This window comes from Corynebacterium fournieri (assembly GCF_030408775.1).
Taxonomy (GTDB): Bacteria; Actinomycetota; Actinomycetes; order Mycobacteriales; family Mycobacteriaceae; genus Corynebacterium; species Corynebacterium fournieri.
Map to the genome: position 1 here is coordinate 510,522 of NZ_CP047210.1, position 18,862 is coordinate 529,383.

The window sequence follows — 18,862 nt, forward strand, 5'->3', positions numbered from 1 at the left end:
CATCGTAAGGGGCAATTGCTTTACGACGCCAGCATGATCGACGCCCCGGGGCCCAGCGGCAGGTCGAACTGGTACCAGATGAACAGCAGCACCACCCAGAAGAGCCAGAACGACACGGTGAACACGATCAGGCGCGACATCAGGGTGCCGATGCCGGCCTTGGGTTCGTAGCGGCGCAGCTGGGTGAGAATGACAATGATGTACGGGTTGAGCGGGGTGATGATCTGCGTTGCGGAATCACCCAGGCGGTACGCGGCCTGGATGAACGCCGGATCGAAGCCGAGCAGCGCGAACATGGGCACGAACACCGCGGCCATGAGCGTCCAGAGCGCGGAACCGGAGGTGATGAGCAGGTTCAGGCAGGACGCGAGGATGACGAAGGTGAGGATTGCGCCGAAGCCGTCGATGCCGGCGGCCTCGAGCGCCTGCGCGCCCCTCACCGCGGTCCAGGCGCCGATGCCGGACCAGTTGAACAGGGCGATGAACTGGCCCAGGATGAACGCGAGGACGAGAAACCCTGTCATTTCCTTGATGGATTCGCCCATCATCTCGGTCACGTCCGTCACCCGCTTGATGGTGCCGGCTGCCCGGCCGTAGACCAGGCCCATGACCACGAAGTAGAGCACGACGATGAACACGGAGGACTCCATCAACGGCGAGTCCGGCAGGAAGGTGCCCTCCTCGTTGCGCCACGGGGAATTAGGCACCAGCACGGCGGCGGTGCCCACGACGGTGAGCAAGAGCGTGGCCCACAGGGTGGCGGCCAGGCCGCACTTTTCCGCCGGGGTGAGCTCCGCGGTGATCTCGTTGCCCTTGTCGTCCAAGTCCGGGGCGTGGTCTCCCTTGGCGATCTCGGCGGGCACACCTTGCTTGACTAGGCGCGGCTCCAACACCTTGTCAATGAGCAGCCCGGCGAGAAAACCGAGGAAGGATGCGGAGGCCACGTTGAACCAGTAGTTGGACATCACGGTGACCTCGTTGGCCTGCAGGCTGGGCAGCACCTCCATCACGGAGTTGGTGATGCCGGCGAACAGCGCGTCGAGCGAGCCGGGCAGAATCGAGGTGGCGTAGCCCGCGCCGACGGAGGCGAACCCGCCCAGCAAGCCGGCCACCGGGTGGCGGCCGGCGGCCTTGAACACCATCGCGGCCAGCGGCGGAATGACAATGAATGCCGGGTCGGCGATGAGGGAGGCGGACACGCCGATCAGCCCCACCGCGTAAGGCAGGATGGCTTTGTTCGCGGAACCGAACAAGCGGCGGATGAGGGCGGAGAGCATCCCGGAGCGCTCCGCGATGCCCACAGCCAAAATAATGGGCATGACGTAGACCAGCGGCGGGAAGCCGACGTAGTTTTCACCGAGGTTGACCGTGAACCACGCCAGACCATCTTTGGTGAAGAGGCCGTGGATCGGCTTGACCTCGTCGGAGCCGGGGACCTGCACTTGCGCACCGGACCAGGCCATGAGCGTGGAGATGACCGCGGTGATGAAAAAGAGCAGGAGGAAGAGGGTGAACGGCTCGGGGAGCTTGTTTCCCGCCTTCTCAATGGTGTGCAAGACACGGTCAGCAGCGCCAGGTTTCGCGGGCTGTGCCGTATCTTGCTGCGGATTGGGTCGTGTGGTGTTGGTCATACACTCTGGTTCTACCAAAGCATCTACCTGGATTCCTTCGGTACGGCAAAAATTCGTGGAATAAGTTTCCCAACTCGTGGAACGCAGGTGGGCGTTCGGGGCGGGCGCGCGGCTTGCGCGCCGTTAGTTCACGCAGCGCGGGCTGTCGCCGTCTGCGGTGATCTCCGGCGCGATCTCGGCGGCGCCGAAGTCCTCGCCAGGCGTGCCAACCGGGGCGTCTTGCTCGGCTTCCTCAGCAGTCAACATTCCGGGACCCGCGTAGTCCGAGGAGACCACCGCGATCAGGCTGCCGGGCTCGAGCGTGGCGTTGGCCACCACCGGCACACCGCCGAGCAGCTGTGCGAGCTCCTGCGCCGCCGGGTCGTCCGCGTCCGGCGCGAGCACCTGGCTTTGGGCGTACAGCCCTTCCATGGCGTTGGCCACCTCGGCCACCTCGACGCCTTGCTTGCCCAGCTCCTCGCTCACCCGGCCGGCCTGCCCCGGCACGCCGCCGGCGTTGAGCACGGTGACGTTGTAGGCGCTGAACACGGAGGAATCTGCGGCAGAAGAGGAGCTCGTCTCCGTTGACGAGTTCTCGCCCTCGGAGCCGTCGTCGGCCTCCACGGTGTCCTCCATGAACCGGTGCACCTCGGGCACATCAACGGTGATGATGGACTCGCCGTAGTCGCCCACACCGTTGACGGAGGTCACCGGGATGGTGGTGAAGGTGACGTTGTCGCCAGCCAGCCCGGAAAGCTGCTGGGCGAAGCGGACCACGTCCCACCCCTTGTCCAGGGTGACAGAGCGCTCCGCCGCGTTGGCCAGCTCGCGCAGCCGAGCCGGGTTGGTCAAGGTGCCCGCCGAGAGCATGTTGCGCACCAGGGAGGCCATGAACACCTGCTGGCGCACGATGCGGTCGAGATCGCCGCGTGGCAGGTCGTGGCGCTGGCGTACGAAAGACAGTGCCTGGGTGCCGTTGAGCGTTTGCACTCCGGCGGGGAAGCGGGCGCCAGACAGCGGCTCGTTCACCTCGTTGTTCAAACACACGGTCACTCCGCCGACTGCGTCGGTGAGCAGGACGAAACCGAGCAGGCCCACCTGTGCAAAGTGGTCGACTTCCACACCGGTGAGGTTGGCCACTGCGTCGATAAGCCCTTCCTGGCCCGCGCGCGCAACCTGCTGCTCCAGCTCCTGGCCTTCGGACATGCCGTGCTCTTCAATCAACTCCTCGCGCTTGTCCGCTGCATAAGCGCCATACACGCCGTTGATCTTGAGGTTGCCGTATGTCTCGTCGTGGACGTACGTGTCGCGCGGGATGGACACGGCTGTCGCCTTCGAACCGTCCTCGGGTACGCGGATGACCATGATCGTGTCGGTGTTGATCTCGCCGTCCGCCACACCGGCGTTGAGGCGGGAGAGCTCTTCCTCGCTCAGCGGGTTGCCCTGCGCGTCGGTGCGGGAATCCGAGCCGACCAACAGGATATCCACCGCGCCGTCAAGGGCGTCGGCGTCCTTCTTGCCTTTGGTTCTGCTCTGCGAGCTCACGTCCAGCTCGGAGGCGGAAAGTTGGCCGCCCAAGCGGCCGACGGAGAAGTAGCCCACGCCTGACAGAGTCAGCGCCAGGGCGGACACCGCCGCTAGGACACCCTTGACTACCGGGTGGCCGGACTGCGACACGTCGCGCGTTCGCGAGGGTGCCGCCTGGATGTCGCGGGCGCGCCGGTTGGGGTCAGTCACGCGGGGAAGTATACGACATCACCGTCCAAACCCGGCCAAACCCATCCAAACACTGGTTTAGCCCTGTGCCGTACACCGTTTTCAGCCTTTGCCGTGGGTATGATTCCAGCCATTGTGAACGCAGATTTTTCAAACTCGACCGCCTCTGACGCGCCGCTGGCGGTGATTACGGTGACGTATTCGCCCGGCGAGCATCTGTCGCACCTGATCGCCTCGCTCGATGCGGCGTCTACAGGAGAGGTGCTGCTGGTCTGCGCGGACAACGGCTCCACTGACGGGGCCCCGCAGCGCGCCGCCGCCGAGCACGGCAACGTCGAGTTCTTCTCCACTGGCGGCAACATCGGCTACGGTGCCGCCATCAACGCGGCGGTGGCAGCGCTCGCGCAGCGTCGGCGCACTGGGGCGATTCGCGGCGACTACTTCCTCATCGTGAATCCGGACGTGGAGTTCGGCCCGGGCAGTGTGGACGAGCTGCTTCGCTGCATCGACGCGGACCTGCGCGTGGGTGCGGCGGGGCCGCGGATTGAAGAGGCGGACGGGTCCGCCTACCCCAGCGCCCGCGAGGTGCCCGGCCTTGCCACGGGCATCGGGCATGCGGTGCTTTACGACGTCTGGCCTGGCAACCCGTTTTCCCGCGCCTACCAGGCCAACGCCAACATGCACGCCCAGCGCACCGCAGGGTGGCTCTCCGGGGCGTGCCTGCTGGTGCGCTGGGATGCCTTCGACGCTATCGGCGGTTTCGACGAGCGCTACTTCATGTACTTAGAGGACATCGACTTCGGCGACCGGCTCTCCCGGGCGGGGTGGGACAACCTGTACTGCCCGTCGTCAGTCATCCTGCACGACCAAGGGCACGTGGCGGGGAAGTTCCGCAAAGTCACGGTGCCCGCGCACCATGGGTCGGCCTACCGCTTCCAGCGCGACCGGCACCCGCACGCGTGGCAGGCGCCGCTGCGTTGGGCGTTGTGGCTGGGGCTGAAAGTGCGCGGCGCCTTCCAGCTCGGGCTGCGCTCGCCGCGCCGGGCGGTTAAGACATAGACGATCCGGGCGCTCTCCGGACATCGAAGATCAGCGAGAAGAAAAGGACAGGCAATGGCAACTTCGGAGCACAACGGCGCAACTCAGGCGCCCGACGGAGCAGTCACCGAAATGGATGCGGTGATCCTGGTCGGCGGGCGCGGCACTCGCTTGCGTCCGCTGACGGTTTCTACTCCGAAGCCGATGCTGCCCACAGCCGGCTACCCGTTTTTGGCGCACTTGCTGGCGCGCATCCGCCAGGCGGGCATGCGCCACGTGGTGCTGGGGACGTCGTACAAGGCTGAGGTGTTTGAGGAGTACTTCGGCGACGGTTCCGAGTTCGGCTTGGAGATCGAGTACGTCGTAGAGGAAGAGGCGCTGGGCACCGGCGGCGGTATCCGCAACGTCTACGACAAGCTGCGCTACGACAACGCCATGGTGTTTAACGGCGACGTGCTCTCGGGCGCAGACCTGTCCGCCATCGCGACCACGCACGTGGATAAGGACGCGGATGTGACTCTGCACCTGGTGCGCGTGCCGGATCCGCGCGCGTTCGGCTCGGTACCGACGGACGAGGACGGCAACGTCCAGGCATTCTTGGAAAAGACGGAGGATCCGCCGACCGACCAGATTAATGCGGGCTGCTACGTGTTCAAACGCTCCGTGATTGAGCAGATTCCTGCTGGGCGGGTGGTCTCGGTTGAGCGCGATACCTTCCCGGGCCTTCTGGAGTCGGGTGCGAAGGTGGTCGGCCATGTGGACTCGTCCTACTGGCGCGACATGGGCCGCCCGGACGATTTTGTTCAGGGGTCCTCGGACGTGGTGCGTGGCATTGCCTACTCGCCGTTGCTGGAGGGGCGTACGGGCGAGTCGCTTGTGGACGAATCCGCAGGCGTTGCCCACGGCGTGATTCTCATGGGCGGCACCGCTGTGGGCCGCGGCTGCGAGATCGGCGCCGGATCGCGCGTGGACGACTCGGTGATCTTCGACGGCGTGACCATCGAGCCGGGGGCCATGGTGCGCAACTCCATCATCGCCGCAGGCGCGACGATTGGCGCGAACGCGCGGGTTACGGATTGCGTCATCGGTGAGGGGGCCCGCATCGGCGCGCGCTGCGAGCTGCAGGCTGGCATGCGTGTGTGGCCGGGCGTGGAAATCCCGGATTCGGGAGTGCGTTTTTCCCCGGACGCGTAAGCGACACGCCAAAACCGGCAATTAGTTGCCTGAAATCGCAGGGGTACTACATGTAGTACCCCCTATATCTACCCCCGATCAGCGCCCGTTGTGACTCGTGTGACTTGTGTGACGGGCGACGTGGGAAATGGGTCGGCGGGAGCGAAAACTCCGGAATTCTGGTTGCAGCTATTTAGTGTCGCGGTGTGTAATCACAGCAGTGTTATCCGCAGGGCCCGCTTCCCGGGAACTGCGGTCACCACTCTTATACGACCGACAAGCAACTAAGGAAGGTAATGGCGTGGAAAACCAAACGGACGCCATCCTCCGCGGCGCGGCCGCAGGAGGGATGACCCTCGACGAGTTGTTCGGCGCCGTCGAGCAGGAGTGGCAGGATCAGGCGCTGTGCGCCCAAACCGATCCGGAGGCGTTCTTCCCGGAGAAGGGTGGCTCCACCCGCGAGGCGAAGCGGATTTGCAAGGCCTGCGCTGTGCGTGACGAGTGTCTGGAATACGCACTCGAGCACGACGAGCGTTTCGGCATCTGGGGCGGGCTCTCGGACCGTGAGCGTCGCCGCTTGAAAAAGCAGATCGGCTAATCGGCGAAGGCCGGGGATGGTCTACCAGGGGAAACCCGGGTCGATCATTCTCGGGTCCAAGTTGAGGTAGTTGGCTACAAGAGCGGTCAGAACCCAGGTGATGAGTTCTGACCGCTCTTGCGTGTTCGCGGTGCGGTGCTCGATGGGCATGCGGAAGACCACGAAGCGGGCGCGGGTGGGGTTGCCGCGCCTGTCCACGCCCGCCTGCAGCACGCGCCCGAGCGGTACGGGCCCGTCGGCGATGATCTCGTCCGGAAAAACCGTCATGTCGGGGCTGAGCCGCATGCGCGGAATGGTGTCCACCGCCAAGTCCACCCCTGCCAGTTCCGTGAAGTACTGGTTGTGCAGTGGGGCGTAGGCGTCGATGACCAGCTGGTCGAAGGCATTGGCGCGCGTGCGGTAGCGGGGCACGCCCACGGGCAGGATGGGGCCGCGCACGCCCCGGCCGTGGCGGTTTCGGGCCGGTTGCACGTGTGAAGGGCCGGTGGAGCTCATAGGTGGCAATGCTATTGCGCTTCCCCGCGCCGTTGGCGTGGGCGCGCCGCGTTGCGTCGCCGAAATCTCAACTTGGGGTTTAGACTTGGCGCCGTGAATGTTTACCGCCGTTGTTGCCGCCCAGGGTGCGGCCGGCCCGCTGTGGCCACGCTGATCTACGCGTACGCGGATTCGACGGCAGTGATCGGTCCGCTCGCACCAACCCCGGACCCGCATGCGTGGGACCTGTGTGAGCGCCACTCCGCCCACATCACTGCACCGGTGGGGTGGGAGCTGGTGCGCGTCGAGCACGTCGAGCTCGACGACGATGACTTGGGAGACTTGGACGAGGAGAACACCGACATCACCGCACTCGCAGAAGCCGTGCGCGAGGCGGGGCGCGTGACCACCGGGCTGGTGGAAACCGGCCAGGACCCGATCGAATACTCCGCGGACAAAGACTTCAATAACCCGGAAACCTCGAACCACCCGGTGCACCGCACCAAGCGCGTCGAAGACCAGATTGCGGCGCACAAGGCCGCGCGCCGTTCGCACCTGCGCATCGTGCCCGACCCGGACACGCAACCCGACCCGGGTACAGAACCGGATGAGCAACCGCGCGGCAGGCACGCGCTGCGCGAGGACGGCGAGTAGCCGCGACGCAGGCGCGAGTAAGCGGGCGCTGCGCACCCGGCGCGATAAGATATCGCGCATGGCTATTGAGCACACTGCAGAGACGCTGAAGAGCGTGATTAAGGCGTACGACGTCCGCGGCGTTGTGGGGGAGACCATCGACGAGGACTTCGTCCGCGTCGCGGGAGCCGCTTTCGCGCACATCCTGCGAAAAGAAGGCGAGACCCGCATTGCGGTGGGGCACGACATGCGCCCGTCTTCGCCGTCGCTTTCGGAAGCGTTCGCCGAGGGTGCCGCCAGCCAGGGGCTCGACGTCACACTGCTGGGGTTGACCTCCACGGACGAGCTGTACTTCGTGGCTGGCACGCAGCGCTGCGCGGGTGCGATGTTCACCGCCTCGCACAACCCGGCGCAGTACAACGGCATCAAGCTGTGCCGCGCCGGAGCCACGCCGGTGTCCACGGATACGGGCTTGGGTGAGATTGCCCGCATGATCCTTGAAGGGGTGCCAGATTTTGGTGGGGAACCTGGGGTCGTCGACAAGCATGACGCCCTCGACGAGTACGCCGCTTACCTGCGCGAACTGGTGCCCGTGCCGACGGGGCGCACGCTGGTGGTCGCGGTGGACGCGGCCAACGGCATGGCCGGAATGACGGTGCCGGCGGTGCTGGGCAAGCTAGACATCGACATCCGCCCGCTGTACTTCGAGCTCGACGGCACCTTCCCCAACCACGAGGCCAACCCGCTGGACCCGAAGAACTTGGTGGACCTGCAGAAGTTCACGGTGGAGCAGGGTGCGGACATCGGCCTGGCCTTCGACGGGGATGCGGACCGCTGCTTCGTGGTGGACGAGCGCGGCGAGGCCGTCTCCCCGTCCGCGATCACCGCGCTGATTGCCACGCGCACGCTGGCGCAACACCCGGGTGCGACGATCATCCACAACCTGATCACCTCCCGTGCGGTGCCTGAGATCATTGAGGAACACGGTGGCACCGCTGTGCGCACGCGCGTGGGCCACTCCTACATCAAGGCCCAGATGGCGCAGCACTCCGCGCTGTTCGGCGGCGAGCACTCCGCCCACTACTACTTCTCCGAGTTCTTCAACGCGGACTCCGGCCTGGTCGCCGCGCTGCACGTGTTGGCGGCGCTGGCGGAGCAGGACGGCCCGCTCAGCGCGCTGATGCAAGAGTACGACCGCTACGCCGCCTCCGGCGAGATCAACTCCGAGGTCGCCGACCAGGCCGCCGCCACCCAGCGGGTGGTGGACGCGTTCGCAGACCGCGCTGAAACCGTGGACACGCTCGACGGCGTGACCGTGCAGCTGAAAGACTCCAAGGCCTGGTTCAACGTTCGCGCCTCCAACACCGAGCCACTGCTGCGCCTGAACGCGGAGGCGCCCACGAAGGAGGAAGTGGACGCGTTGACGAGCGAGATTTTGGCCATCATCCGCGCGTAAGCGCAAGTAGGCTCGCGCGGTATGAGCGGACTTTCCCGGGAAGACACCCTGTTTTTCGATGTCGCGCACGAGGGGGCGCAGATTCGCGCCGTCGGCCAAGCTGCGGCCTCGCTCGCTGGTTTGCGAGGCCTCGACCCGCGCAGCGTGGTGGTGCTGGCCACCGACCAGGTCGCGGCCGCCGCGGCCCGCGCGGTGTGCACGTTTGCCGCACCGCTGCAGGTCCCGGTGGTGATCGCAGACGTGTTGCCCGGCTACGTCGGGCCACTGGACGTCGTGGTCGTCGTCGGCGAGAACGCGCAGCACGAGGATTGCCTGCGCGGCCTGATCACCGCCGCGGATCGCGGCGCAGAAACGGTTGTGGCCGGTCCGAAGCAGGGGCCGTTGCTTGACGACGCACCGAATGCCACCACCGTCATCCCCGCCCTGCCCGACACCTCCGGCGCTTCGCCGCTGCGCACCTGTGCGGCGGTGGGCGCGGTGCTTTCTGGCCTGCACCAACCTGCAGAGATGGTGGCCGAGCGCTTCGAGCTACTCGCGGCGGAAGTGGACGCGGAACTCGAAGGTGTTTCCCCGCGCCGCGACATCGCGGTCAACGCCGCCCGCCAGCTTCGGGCGCACGCCGAGGGCGCCCGAGTGCTGCACACCGGCTTCGGGCGCGCAGGCGAGGCGGTCGCCGAGCTGGCCGCCGCGGTGTGGTCGACGCACGGCATTGCCTCGAGCGCGGTAGGCGCCCACGAGCTGCCGCACGCCGTCGAGCGTGCTCAGGAGGGCAATGCGGGTGCTCGGCCGGGCGATATCTTCTACGACCCCTACCTCGATGGTCCGGCAGAACTGGTAGGTTTAACAACCGTTGTTTGGTCGTGCGAGGCCACCGATCCGGTGGTCCCAGCGGGAAGCCGGACCGAGTCCGTGGAAACGGACGCAACCGATTCGGCTGTCCGCGCGGTGCGTTTGCTCGCACGGGCGTACGCGGCGACGGCGCTTTCCGCCGATGCGCCCGACGCCGACACGGAGGAGTAGAAGGAGAGTCATGGAGCACCTCGAAGGAGCTCTGCGCCCCTACCCGTGGGGTTCGCGCACTTTGATCCCGCAGCTGCGCGGCGAGCCCTCGCCCAGCCAGCAGCCGCAGGCCGAGCTCTGGTTCGGCGCGCACCCCGCGGCACCGGCAACGGTGGACGGGCGGGGCCTCGACGCCGCGATCGCGGACGATCCGGCGGCGGCACTCGGCGCCCGCGTGCAGAAGCAGCACGGCGACCAGCTGCCGTTTCTGGTGAAGCTGCTGGCGGCAGCCGCGCCGCTGAGCATCCAGGCCCACCCGTCTCTGGAGCAGGCGCAGGAGGGCTACGCGCGGGAAAACGCTGAGGGCATCGAGCTCAACAGCCCGAACCGCAACTACAAAGACCCGAACCACAAGCCGGAACTGATTGTGGCGCTGACGCAGTTCCGCGCGCTCGCCGGGTTCCGCCCTGTGGAAGACACCGCCGCGTTCTTCGCCGCGCTGGGCAGCCCCGAGCTGGACCGCTACGCCACCTTGCTGCCCACAGAAGGGGAGGGGGACCTGCGGGCGCTGTTTACCACCCTGATTTCACTGCCGCACCAACCGCGCACGGAGCTGATCAGCTCCGTGGAGCGGGCGGCGCGAAACCTCGTGGACGATCCTTCTCACCCCGCGTGGATGCTGGAGTCGGCAGGCGTCTTCCTCGAGCTCAACGAGGCGTACCCGGGCGACGTTGGAGTGCTGGCGGCGCTGCTGCTCAACGTGCTCACGCTCGAGCCGGGCGAAGCGGCGTTCTTGCGCGCAGGTCAGCTGCACGCTTACCTGTCCGGCTTGGGCGTGGAGGTGATGGCCAATTCCGACAATGTGTTGCGCGGCGGCCTGACCACCAAGCACGTCGATGTGCCGGAGCTTGTGCGCGTGCTGGACTTCAGCACGCTGGAAAATCCGCGCGCGGCAACTGCCCCGTCTCATGGCGGCGTGGAGTTCCAGCTGCCGGTGGACAGTTTCGCGGTGCGCATGCACACGCTTGACCATGGCGAAGCGCTGCACCTCGACGACGACGGCCCTGCGATCGTGTTGTGCACGTCCGGCACGGTGCGCGCCGGGGATTTCACCCTGACGCAGGGCCACGCTGCGTGGGTCCCGGCCAACGAGGGGACGAGCGAACTTATCGCGGACGGCGCGGCCGAAGTATTCGTCGCGACGGTCTAGAGCCGCGCGCTACTGGGGCCTGATCCCGGTGATCTTGTCAAAGACATCGCGTGGGGTGATGCCGCCGTTTTCCTGCGGGTAGCCCGCGACGTCTTCCTTGCCGGCCACTCGCGTCGGGCCCGCGGGGGCTGCGTCGGGAGCCTGAGAGGCTGGCGGGGCTTGACTCGGTTCGGCTGCGGCCGCTTCCGGCACGGTCTCAGCAAGCGTACCTTCCGGCCCTTGGGGAGCGCTTTGCGCCGCGGCGTTAGCTTGCGGTTGCTCAGCGGGGATCTCGCCCGCCGGCTCGGGCTGGGAGCTTTGCTCGGTGCTGCCCGGCTCGTTTGCCGAGCCATCCTCCTGCTGCGAGGACTCCTCCCGCTTCGACGGCTCCGGTGCGGGGGTGTGCGCAGGCTCGACGCTTTCGGACGGCTGGGTTGCAGAACCACCCGGCGTCGGGGTGACGGAGCTGCTCGGCTGCGCGGTTTCGCTGTTCTGCGGCTCCTTCGCAGGCGTGCTGCCAGGAGTCGGCTGCGACGTGGAGCGGGCAGTGGTGGGGTTCTGTGCGCCTGCCGGCTCCTCCACCTGACGGTTGCCCTGCTGGGCGGCCTTCGGCGCGGCGGTGGGCACGATGTTGGACGGACGGTAGACGCGGGAAGGCTGTGCCTGACCTTCCGCCGGTGCCACGACTGCGTGCGGCGGCAGGTACGGGTCGGACTCCGCCTTGTAAGCGGACGGCATGGCTGCACCCGCGCGGCCCGGCCCCGGTTCCGCCTGCGCCGCACCCCCGTTGCCTGTCGCACCCGCGTTGCGTGCAGAGCTGTGCACAGTGTGCGTGCGGGTTTCGCTTTCGGTGACAGTCGCGGTAGTCGGGCTCGACGTCGTTTCAGCTGCGCTTGGCTCCGTGGTGCCCGCTGCTTCAGCGGTGAATCCGGCGCGGTTGTGCTGGCCGGGCGAGGAGGTGGCCCACACGGTGAATCCGACTAAGGCCGCGAGTAGTACACCTGCGCCGAAGAACACGGCTACCCGGCGTGTCGTCCCTTCCACGGTGGCTCCTCCCGGAGGTCGTTTTCGCCCCTCGAATTCATTACAACTTTATAACGTTTGGGTTAGTAGCACTGTTTATAGCACGCAATCGTGAAGATTGGAACCCCCTCAGTGGTATTGGGGTGTGCGTTCCTCCGCCCCGCAGCGGCGTTATGCCGTATACAGATGGTGGAAATACTTCGCGTGGGCGCCCGCCCGCGCACCAACGGAAGGAGCGCCGCAGTGAGTACGTGGGACGAGCAGATTTTCACGGTCGACACCAACAACGATTTCCTTGACGAGCTGGTTGACCTCGATTTCGAGGAGGTGTTTGAGGCAGTCCGCGACGCGGTTCTCCTCGCCGCCAAGCAGGACCCGTCTGAGGACGAGCTGCTCAACGGCCAAGCGGCTGCGACTATTGCCGCGATCTGGGCGGGCGCGCCGTTTTCTGCGGGCGAGATCGCAGAGACCTACCCGTTTATCCGGGAGCGGCCGGACGAGATGGACGAGCAGCTGACGGAGTCCGCTGCCGCTGTGCTCGAGGAAGCGGACACGGACGTGGATCTGGAGCAGTTCCTCGAGGCGCTGGCCTAACCGCATGATCGTTGCAGTAGAAGGTATCGACGGCGCGGGCAAGAACACGCTCGTCACCGCGGTCAAGGAGCGCTTCGGGGCGCAGACGTTGGCTTTTCCCCGCTACGAGGAGTCCATCCATGCGCAGCTCGCGCACGACGCCCTGCACGGACGGATGGGCGATCTGACGGACTCCGCGTTCGGCATGGCCACCATGTTCGCGTTGGACAGGCATGGGACCAAGCAGCTTCTCGACGGCTTCGCGGGTGCCCCGGACCGCATCATCATCTTGGACCGCTACGTCGCCTCGAACGCGGCCTACACCAGCGCCCGCACAGGGGATCCAGCGGCGGTGAAGTGGGTCTACGAGCTGGAATTTGAAAAGCTCGCCCTGCCCAAGCCGGACCTGCAGGTGTTGGTGGATACCACTCCGGACGTCGCGCGCGAGCGCGCAGAGGCCCGCGAGGAGCAGGACGCGACGCGCGCCCGCGACCGCTACGAGCGCGACGCGGCGCTGCAGGCAGCAACGTTCGAGGCCTACGTGGAGCTGGCGCGGCAAAGCTGGGCGAGCCAGTGGCTTCGCACGTCGGATCCGGCGGTTATCATGCAGGCAGTGAGTGAACTGGCGCCATAGACGCAGGCGCGGTGCAAAAAGTGCGTGACTGAAAGAGGAGGACGCATGGCCCCGAGGATCCTCGTGGTGGACGACGACCCGGCGATCAACGAAATGTTGACCATCGTGCTGGAGGCTGAGGGTTTCCAAACCAGCTCCGTCACGGACGGCGCTGAGGCGGTGTCCGCCTTCCGCTCCTTCGACCCGGAACTGATCCTGCTGGACCTGATGCTGCCGGGGATGAACGGCATCGACATCTGCCGCGAGATCCGCAAGGAGTCTGCGGTGCCGATTGTCATGTTGACCGCGAAAACGGACACGGTGGATGTGGTGCTGGGCCTGGAGTCCGGTGCGGACGACTACATCACTAAACCGTTCAAACCGAAGGAGCTCGTCGCCCGCATCCGCGCCCGGCTGCGCCGCACGGACGAGTCTCCGGCGGACGTGCTGGAGGTCGGCGATCTGACCGTGGACGTGCCTCAGCACACGGTCACCCGCGGCAGCGAAGAGATCCAGCTGACGCCGCTGGAGTTCGACTTGCTCGTGGAAATGGCGCGCAAGCCCAACCAGGTGCACTCGCGCGAACAGCTGCTGGAATCCGTATGGGGCTACCGCAACGCCTCCGATACCCGCCTGGTCAACGTGCACGTGCAGCGTCTGCGCTCCAAAATCGAGCACGACCCCGAAAACCCGGAGATCATCCTCACCGTGCGCGGTGTGGGATACAAGACCGGCAAGGCGGAGGTGTAGCACCTGGACGCCATACGTCGTGTTCGCGACCGTGTGCGGCACGCCTGGTCCACGAGGCTGCAGGTGCGCTTCGTGGGCACAGTGCTGCTGGTGTCCACGGTCGTGATGTCGGTGCTCGGTTTCGCGCTGGCCTCCGTGGTCACCGACCGCATCACCGCCGCCAAGATTGAAACGGCCACCGTAGAAATTGAGCGCGCTCGCACAACGGTGGAGTACCAGCTGACCAGCTCGGGGACGTCTGCTTCCCTGCAGGCCCGGTTGAACTCCGCGCGCGCCGGGCTGACGCAGCGCGCCCAGGAAAGCGGAGACTCGTCGAGCTTTTACGAGCCGGTACTGGTGGTCGAATCCCCCAACGGCCAGGTCACCTCCTCGCCGGAGGCGTACCAGATTCCGCAGCGCTTGGGCGACTACGTCGCGCACGGCAACGTGGCGTACCAGTTTGCCACTGTGGAACGGCCGGACGGCTCCGCCTACGACGCGTTGATTGTGGGCACCCCCACCGACGCAGAGGTGCCGAACCTGCGCCTGTACCTGGTCATGAACATGCAAAGTGAGGCCTCCACGGTTGCGCTGATGCGGGGCATTTTGGCCTCTGCCGCGGTGATTGTGGTGGTGCTTTTGATGGGCATTTCTTGGCTGGCTTCCCAGCAGATTGTCGGGCCGGTGCGTTCCGCTTCCCGCACGGCGCAGCGCTTCGCGTCCGGACACCTGCGCGAGCGCATGCCTGTCGACGGCGAGGACGAGATGGCCGTGTTGGCCATGTCCTTCAACGACATGGCCGATACGCTGAGCAAGCAGATTGCGAACCTGGAGGAGTACGGCTCCCTGCAGCGCCAGTTCACCTCGGACGTCTCGCACGAGCTGCGCACGCCGCTGACCACCGTGCGCATGGCGGCCGACATGATCGCGGCGAACGAGGATTCGCTCGAGCCCGCCACCAGGCGCGCCTCCCAGCTGATGACGACGGAGCTGGACAGGTTCGAGGCCCTGCTCAACGACCTGCTGGAGATCTCCCGCCACGACGCCGGCGTGGCCGAGCTGTCCGAGGCGAACGTGGACGCGCGCCAGCCGGTGGAGTCCGCCTGGCAGCAAACGCAGCACTTGGCCGAGGAGCTCGACGTCGACGTCATCTTCGACATTCCCGACGAGCCGCAGATGCTTAAGGGGGATGCCCGCCGCATCGAACGGGTGGTGCGCAACCTCATCGCCAATGCCATCGACCACTCTGAGGGCAACCCCGTCACGGTGCGGATGCGCTCGAACGACGAGGCGGTGGCGATCACCGTGACCGACGGCGGCGTGGGGCTCAAGCCCGGCGAGGACGAGCTGGTGTTCAACCGTTTCTGGCGCGCGGACAAATCCCGCAAGCGCCACTCCGGTGGCACAGGGCTCGGGCTGGCCATCGCGCGCGAGGACGCGCAGCTGCACGGCGGCGTGCTGGACGCGGTCGGCGAGTTCGGTGTGGGCTCGCAGTTCCGTCTCGTGCTGCCGCGCGACGTCGAAGCCGGGTTCACTGAGGCTCCGCTGCCGCTCGAGGCCCCGCGGGCGGACCAAGCCGACGTCGTTGACGCGGCCGAGGCGGACGCGGCCGAAGCAGGCGGGAGCGCTGGAGACGGGGCGAGCGGCGAACCGGAGGACGTCGATAAGCAAACGCTTCAGGAGGATAGCGATGCGCGCGCGTAAAACCCTTGCCTGCCTGGTGGCGGCGACGACCATGGCCGCGGCCGGATGTGCCTCGCTGCCGACGAACTCGGCGCCGCACGTGATCCGCACCTTTTCCCCCTCGGAGACTGAGACGCAGGCGGCCGGGCCGAAAGACGGGCAAGAACCCGACCTGTTGCTGCGCGACTTCTACGCCGCTTCCGCGCGCTCGGATGCGGACTACGAAGCGGCGCGCGCCTACCTGACAGACGCGGCCGCGGCGGCCTGGGACCCCAACGGGCAAAAGCTGGTGGTAGACAACATCGGCATGACCACCCTGCCGGGCTCGTCGGTGGGGCAGCGCAGCTACTCGGTGCACGGGCACGTGGTGGGCGCGATCCGGCAGGGCGGGTCTTACTCTCCGGAGCGCGGCACGTACGAAGCCACGATCGACATGGAGATGGTGGACGGACAGTGGCGCATCACCTCCCTGCCCGAAGGGGTGGTGCTCGAGCGCACGGAGCTGCGAAATCAATACCAGCCCTACAACCTGTACTTCTTCGACGCGGACGACCGTGAGTTGGTCACGGACCGCCGCTGGGTGCATTCGCAGCGCGAGACGTTGGCCAGCGACCTGATCGGGCTGCTCATGGAGGGCCCGTCGGAGCGTCTGCGGCCGGCGCTGACAGGTTCGCTGCCGTCGAGCGTGTCCTACACCGGCGAGCAGGACGGCGCTTACACCTTCACCGGCTTTTCCGGGGTCAGCCAGGAAGAGCGCGCCCGCTTCGCCGCGCAGGTGGTTTGGACACTCGCCACCGCGGGCGTGACCGGGCCGTACGTGCTCAAGGCGGACGGTGAGATGCTTATCGACGGCGCGGACAGCCTCGACACCGACGACTTCATCGCCGCGAGCCCGATCGTGGAATCGGTCGGCGAAACCACGCTGTATGCGTTGACCGGGGGCAAAGTGGTGCGCGTCGGGGCGGAGTCGACGCAGGCGGTGGAAGGCAGCCTCGGTTCCGCGTCCGACGTCACGTCAGTCGATATTGCCGGCGACGGCGAATGGGCGGCCGTGTTCGGCGCACCCGGCGACGCGGCGGACGACATCTTCCGTGTCGGCACCTTCGGTGGCCGGGAGTCGGAGGTCATGCGAGCGGGTACGTTCACCCGCCCCACTTTCGAGCCGGATGCCTCGGCGGTGTGGGCGGTGGCCGACGGCAAGCGGATCTTGCGCACGGTACAGTCCGCGGCCACCGACAGCTTGACCACCGGCGAGGTGAAGGTGGAGTTGCCGGAAGGTGTCAACGGCAACATCTCGGTGCTGCGGCTGTCGCGAACCGGCACTCGGGTGGTGATGGTCATCGACGGTCACCTCTACACGGGCATAGTGCGCCGGCAGACCTCCGGCGAGCGCTCCGTCGTCAACGTCTACGAGTACGCCCAAGAGCTGGCCGGCAGCGTCATCTCCGCCGAGTGGAGCCCGGACGGCTCGCTGCTGGTGGGCACAACCACCTCCACGCCGGTGATGCGCGTGGAACAAGACGGCTCCTCCATGACCGCCATGTCCGCGGGCAACATCTCCGCGCCGGTGGTGGCGGTAGCCGCCTCCCCGAGCACGCTGTACGTCACCGACGCCAACGCCTTGCTGCAAGTGCCCGCGTCCGGCGCCGACAACCCGATCTGGCGGGAGGTGCCGGGCCTAGAGGGTGTGCGTGCGCTGCCGATCACCTCGCGCTAACCTCCCATTCGGGAAGGGGGATGGCACATGGGGGACGTGTTCGCGCAAACGAGTGAGCTGCTGCTGCCGCGCTGGTGCGCGGGATGCCGCCGGCCGGGGGAGCTGCTGTGCAGCGCGTGCCGGCGCGGCTTGGCCGCCCCGCCGCAGCGAGTTTTTCCCAAAACAGCCCCGCACGCCCCGGTGTTCGCCCTCGGGCCCTACGCGGACCCGCACCGCGGCGTGATCTTGGCTATGAAGGAGCGCAACCATCTGGCGGTGCGCCGCCACGTCGGCGCCGTGCTTGCCGCCGCGCTGGACTACCTGGAGGCGCGCGGTGAGATTCCGGACCAGGCGGTGCTCGTGCCCGCGCCGACACGAGCGAGATCCGCCCGTGCCCGCGGCGGGGACCCCGTGGAGCAGGTGTGCCGGGCAAGCGGGCGGGCAGTCACGGCCGTGCTGGCGCTCGACCCGCGCGCGGCCGACCAGTCCGGCCTGGACGAGGCGTCGCGGCGCAGCAACCTGGCCGGGCGCGTGCGCATCACCGGGGTGCCGAAAGGACGGATTGTGGTGGTCGACGACGTGGTCACCACGGGTGCGACACTGCAAGCCAGCACCGCTGTATTGCTCTCCCGGGGCGCAGACGTGGCCGCCTGTGTGACGCTGTGCGCGGCTTAAAGGGTGGTTTTGCGCATACTTTCACCGAAACCGACGGAATTGGTCATAACCAGTTGTATGGTGGTGGTGGACACAGTTCCTACTACCGCAAGGGAGGACGCAGATGACTTCTGCAGACCGCAATCCGGCCCAAGGTGAGACACTGAGCCCGGAAGCTCAGGTCACCATCACCGGGCGCAACGTCGAGGTCCCGGAGCACTTTCAGGAACGAGTAAACGGCAAGCTGGCCAAGATTGAAAAGCTTGACCCGACGCTGAAGTCGTTCCACGTGGAGCTGAAGCACGAGCCGAACCCCCGCCGCGAGGCGGAGGCGGAGCGCATCCAGATCACCGCCACGGGCTCGGGCCACCTGGCCCGCGCGGAAGCCAAGGAAGAGAACTTCTACGCGGCCCTCGAAACTGCGGTGGACAAGCTGGAGCGCTCCCTGCGCAAGGTTAAGGCACGCCGTAACATCGCACTGTCCGGCCACCGCGCGCCGAAGAGCACCGGCGTGATCGCCGCTGAGATGGAGGCGGACGCCAAGGCCGAGCAAGAGCGTGCGGCGAAGGAGGCCGGCAAGTACGACGTGGACCCGTACGCTGACCAGGTCGAGGACCTCACTCCCGGCCAGATCGTGCGCTCCAAGGTGCACTCCGACACTCCGCGCAGCGTGGACGACGCGCTCAGCGAGATGGAGCTGGTGGGGCACGACTTCTACCTCTTCGTCAACGAGGAGACCAACCGCCCGGCGGTGGTGTACCGCCGTCACGCTTTCGATTACGGCTTGATCGAGCTTGCGCCTGAGGCTGATGCGGAGGTCGCTGAGTAGGTCCGTTTTTCGCGGCGCGACATCGCAACACCTGCCCCGGACTGGGCCCTGAAAAGGCTCCGGTCCGGGGCAGGTGTCGCTACCAAGCAAAAGGCTTTGCTGTGGAGTGCCTATGAGGTTGTCTATACCGGGGCAGGCGTGCGTACAATGGCGGTTTGTATCACCATGGCCCTGTC

The 18,862-nt window shown here is 66.7% G+C and carries 18 protein-coding genes; 14 read left to right on the forward strand and 4 right to left on the reverse strand.

Translation table 11 applies throughout. From position 1 onward, the window contains the following. Positions 1-20: 20 nt before the first annotated feature. On the reverse strand, positions 21-1,631 hold the full coding sequence (locus CFOUR_RS02495) for an AbgT family transporter (protein WP_085957727.1): 1,611 nt from the start codon (positions 1,629-1,631) through the stop codon (positions 21-23). Positions 1,632-1,754: 123 nt separating this feature from the next. Then, entirely contained in the window at positions 1,755-3,347 is a 1,593-nt protein-coding gene (locus tag CFOUR_RS02500; protein WP_085957728.1) for an LCP family protein, read from the reverse strand. Positions 3,348-3,446: 99 nt separating this feature from the next. Here CFOUR_RS02500 and CFOUR_RS02505 point away from each other — a divergent pair, with 99 nt between their 5' ends. From CFOUR_RS02505 to CFOUR_RS02515, 3 genes are all read left to right on the forward strand, one after another. Then, positions 3,447-4,385, forward strand: coding sequence for a glycosyltransferase family 2 protein (locus CFOUR_RS02505; protein WP_085957729.1), 939 nt, complete (start codon positions 3,447-3,449; stop codon positions 4,383-4,385). 54 nt (positions 4,386-4,439) lie between these two features. Next, the gene (gene manB, locus CFOUR_RS02510; protein ID WP_085957730.1) at positions 4,440-5,558 is read left to right on the forward strand and encodes a mannose-1-phosphate guanylyltransferase; all 1,119 of its coding nucleotides are present in this window, start codon (positions 4,440-4,442) and stop codon (positions 5,556-5,558) included. A 328-nt stretch (positions 5,559-5,886) separates the two neighbouring features. Next, entirely contained in the window at positions 5,887-6,135 is a 249-nt protein-coding gene (locus CFOUR_RS02515) for a WhiB family transcriptional regulator (protein ID WP_171194374.1), read from the forward strand. Positions 6,136-6,156: 21 nt separating this feature from the next. Here the strand turns inward: CFOUR_RS02515 and CFOUR_RS02520 are convergent, their stop codons facing one another. After that, positions 6,157-6,630: a metallopeptidase family protein gene (locus tag CFOUR_RS02520; protein ID WP_085957733.1), complete on the reverse strand. Its 474-nt coding sequence runs from the start codon at positions 6,628-6,630 to the stop codon at positions 6,157-6,159. A 93-nt stretch (positions 6,631-6,723) separates the two neighbouring features. On the opposite strand from CFOUR_RS02520, the gene CFOUR_RS02525 reads away from it, so the two are divergent. Genes CFOUR_RS02525 through manA form a run of 4 tightly spaced genes read left to right on the forward strand, consistent with a single transcriptional unit; the run spans position 6,724 to position 10,907 of the window. Then, positions 6,724-7,263 carry a DUF3499 domain-containing protein gene (locus CFOUR_RS02525; protein ID WP_085957734.1) on the forward strand — a complete coding sequence of 180 codons (540 nt, stop codon included), beginning with the start codon at positions 6,724-6,726 and terminating at the stop codon, positions 7,261-7,263. A gap of 58 nt (positions 7,264-7,321) precedes the next feature. After that, the gene (locus tag CFOUR_RS02530; protein WP_085957735.1) at positions 7,322-8,698 is read left to right on the forward strand and encodes a phosphomannomutase/phosphoglucomutase; all 1,377 of its coding nucleotides are present in this window, start codon (positions 7,322-7,324) and stop codon (positions 8,696-8,698) included. A gap of 21 nt (positions 8,699-8,719) precedes the next feature. After that, the gene (locus tag CFOUR_RS02535; protein WP_290179849.1) at positions 8,720-9,718 is read left to right on the forward strand and encodes a hypothetical protein; all 999 of its coding nucleotides are present in this window, start codon (positions 8,720-8,722) and stop codon (positions 9,716-9,718) included. A gap of 10 nt (positions 9,719-9,728) precedes the next feature. Then, the gene (gene manA / locus CFOUR_RS02540; protein WP_085957736.1) at positions 9,729-10,907 is read left to right on the forward strand and encodes a mannose-6-phosphate isomerase, class I; all 1,179 of its coding nucleotides are present in this window, start codon (positions 9,729-9,731) and stop codon (positions 10,905-10,907) included. Positions 10,908-10,916: 9 nt separating this feature from the next. On the opposite strand, the gene CFOUR_RS02545 is transcribed toward manA, so the two are convergent. Continuing rightward, positions 10,917-11,930 (reverse strand): hypothetical protein, encoded by a 1,014-nt coding sequence (locus tag CFOUR_RS02545; protein WP_143339014.1) that lies wholly within the window; start codon positions 11,928-11,930, stop codon positions 10,917-10,919. Between the two features lie 222 nt (positions 11,931-12,152). On the opposite strand from CFOUR_RS02545, the gene CFOUR_RS02550 reads away from it, so the two are divergent. The 7 genes from CFOUR_RS02550 to hpf all read left to right on the forward strand — a co-directional run bounded on the left by CFOUR_RS02550 (position 12,153) and on the right by hpf (position 18,686). Next, on the forward strand, positions 12,153-12,503 hold the full coding sequence (locus tag CFOUR_RS02550; protein WP_085957738.1) for a DUF4259 domain-containing protein: 351 nt from the start codon (positions 12,153-12,155) through the stop codon (positions 12,501-12,503). A 4-nt stretch (positions 12,504-12,507) separates the two neighbouring features. Continuing rightward, positions 12,508-13,116, forward strand: a complete 609-nt coding sequence (locus tag CFOUR_RS02555) for a dTMP kinase (protein ID WP_085957739.1) — start codon at positions 12,508-12,510, stop codon at positions 13,114-13,116. Between the two features lie 45 nt (positions 13,117-13,161). Next, positions 13,162-13,845: an MtrAB system response regulator MtrA gene (gene mtrA, locus CFOUR_RS02560; RefSeq protein ID WP_085957740.1), complete on the forward strand. Its 684-nt coding sequence runs from the start codon at positions 13,162-13,164 to the stop codon at positions 13,843-13,845. A 105-nt stretch (positions 13,846-13,950) separates the two neighbouring features. After that, entirely contained in the window at positions 13,951-15,528 is a 1,578-nt protein-coding gene (mtrB, locus tag CFOUR_RS02565; protein ID WP_085958449.1) for an MtrAB system histidine kinase MtrB, read from the forward strand. Next, the gene (gene lpqB, locus CFOUR_RS02570; protein ID WP_085957741.1) at positions 15,515-17,224 is read left to right on the forward strand and encodes an MtrAB system accessory lipoprotein LpqB; all 1,710 of its coding nucleotides are present in this window, start codon (positions 15,515-15,517) and stop codon (positions 17,222-17,224) included. Before mtrB ends, lpqB begins: the two co-directional genes overlap by 14 nt. 27 nt (positions 17,225-17,251) lie before the next feature. Then, positions 17,252-17,878 (forward strand): ComF family protein, encoded by a 627-nt coding sequence (locus CFOUR_RS02575; RefSeq protein ID WP_085957742.1) that lies wholly within the window; start codon positions 17,252-17,254, stop codon positions 17,876-17,878. A 103-nt stretch (positions 17,879-17,981) separates the two neighbouring features. Continuing rightward, entirely contained in the window at positions 17,982-18,686 is a 705-nt protein-coding gene (gene hpf, locus CFOUR_RS02580) for a ribosome hibernation-promoting factor, HPF/YfiA family (protein ID WP_085957743.1), read from the forward strand. Positions 18,687-18,862: the final 176 nt, after the last annotated feature.

Bases quoted from the DNA above. Each gene is read 5' to 3' on its own strand.
- CFOUR_RS02495 (WP_085957727.1), bottom strand. From the start codon at position 1,631: ATGACCAACACCACACGACCCAATCCGCAGCAAGATACGGCACAGCCC.
- CFOUR_RS02505 (WP_085957729.1), top strand. From the start codon at position 3,447: ATGATTCCAGCCATTGTGAACGCAGATTTTTCAAACTCGACCGCCTCT.
- manB (WP_085957730.1), top strand. From the start codon at position 4,440: ATGGCAACTTCGGAGCACAACGGCGCAACTCAGGCGCCCGACGGAGCA.
- CFOUR_RS02515 (WP_171194374.1), top strand. From the start codon at position 5,887: ATGACCCTCGACGAGTTGTTCGGCGCCGTCGAGCAGGAGTGGCAGGAT.
- CFOUR_RS02520 (WP_085957733.1), bottom strand. From the start codon at position 6,630: ATGAGCTCCACCGGCCCTTCACACGTGCAACCGGCCCGAAACCGCCAC.
- CFOUR_RS02530 (WP_085957735.1), top strand. From the start codon at position 7,322: ATGGCTATTGAGCACACTGCAGAGACGCTGAAGAGCGTGATTAAGGCG.
- CFOUR_RS02535 (WP_290179849.1), top strand. From the start codon at position 8,720: ATGAGCGGACTTTCCCGGGAAGACACCCTGTTTTTCGATGTCGCGCAC.
- manA (WP_085957736.1), top strand. From the start codon at position 9,729: ATGGAGCACCTCGAAGGAGCTCTGCGCCCCTACCCGTGGGGTTCGCGC.
- CFOUR_RS02555 (WP_085957739.1), top strand. From the start codon at position 12,508: ATGATCGTTGCAGTAGAAGGTATCGACGGCGCGGGCAAGAACACGCTC.
- mtrA (WP_085957740.1), top strand. From the start codon at position 13,162: ATGGCCCCGAGGATCCTCGTGGTGGACGACGACCCGGCGATCAACGAA.
- mtrB (WP_085958449.1), top strand. From the start codon at position 13,951: ATGTCGGTGCTCGGTTTCGCGCTGGCCTCCGTGGTCACCGACCGCATC.
- lpqB (WP_085957741.1), top strand. From the start codon at position 15,515: ATGCGCGCGCGTAAAACCCTTGCCTGCCTGGTGGCGGCGACGACCATG.
- CFOUR_RS02575 (WP_085957742.1), top strand. From the start codon at position 17,252: ATGGGGGACGTGTTCGCGCAAACGAGTGAGCTGCTGCTGCCGCGCTGG.
- hpf (WP_085957743.1), top strand. From the start codon at position 17,982: ATGACTTCTGCAGACCGCAATCCGGCCCAAGGTGAGACACTGAGCCCG.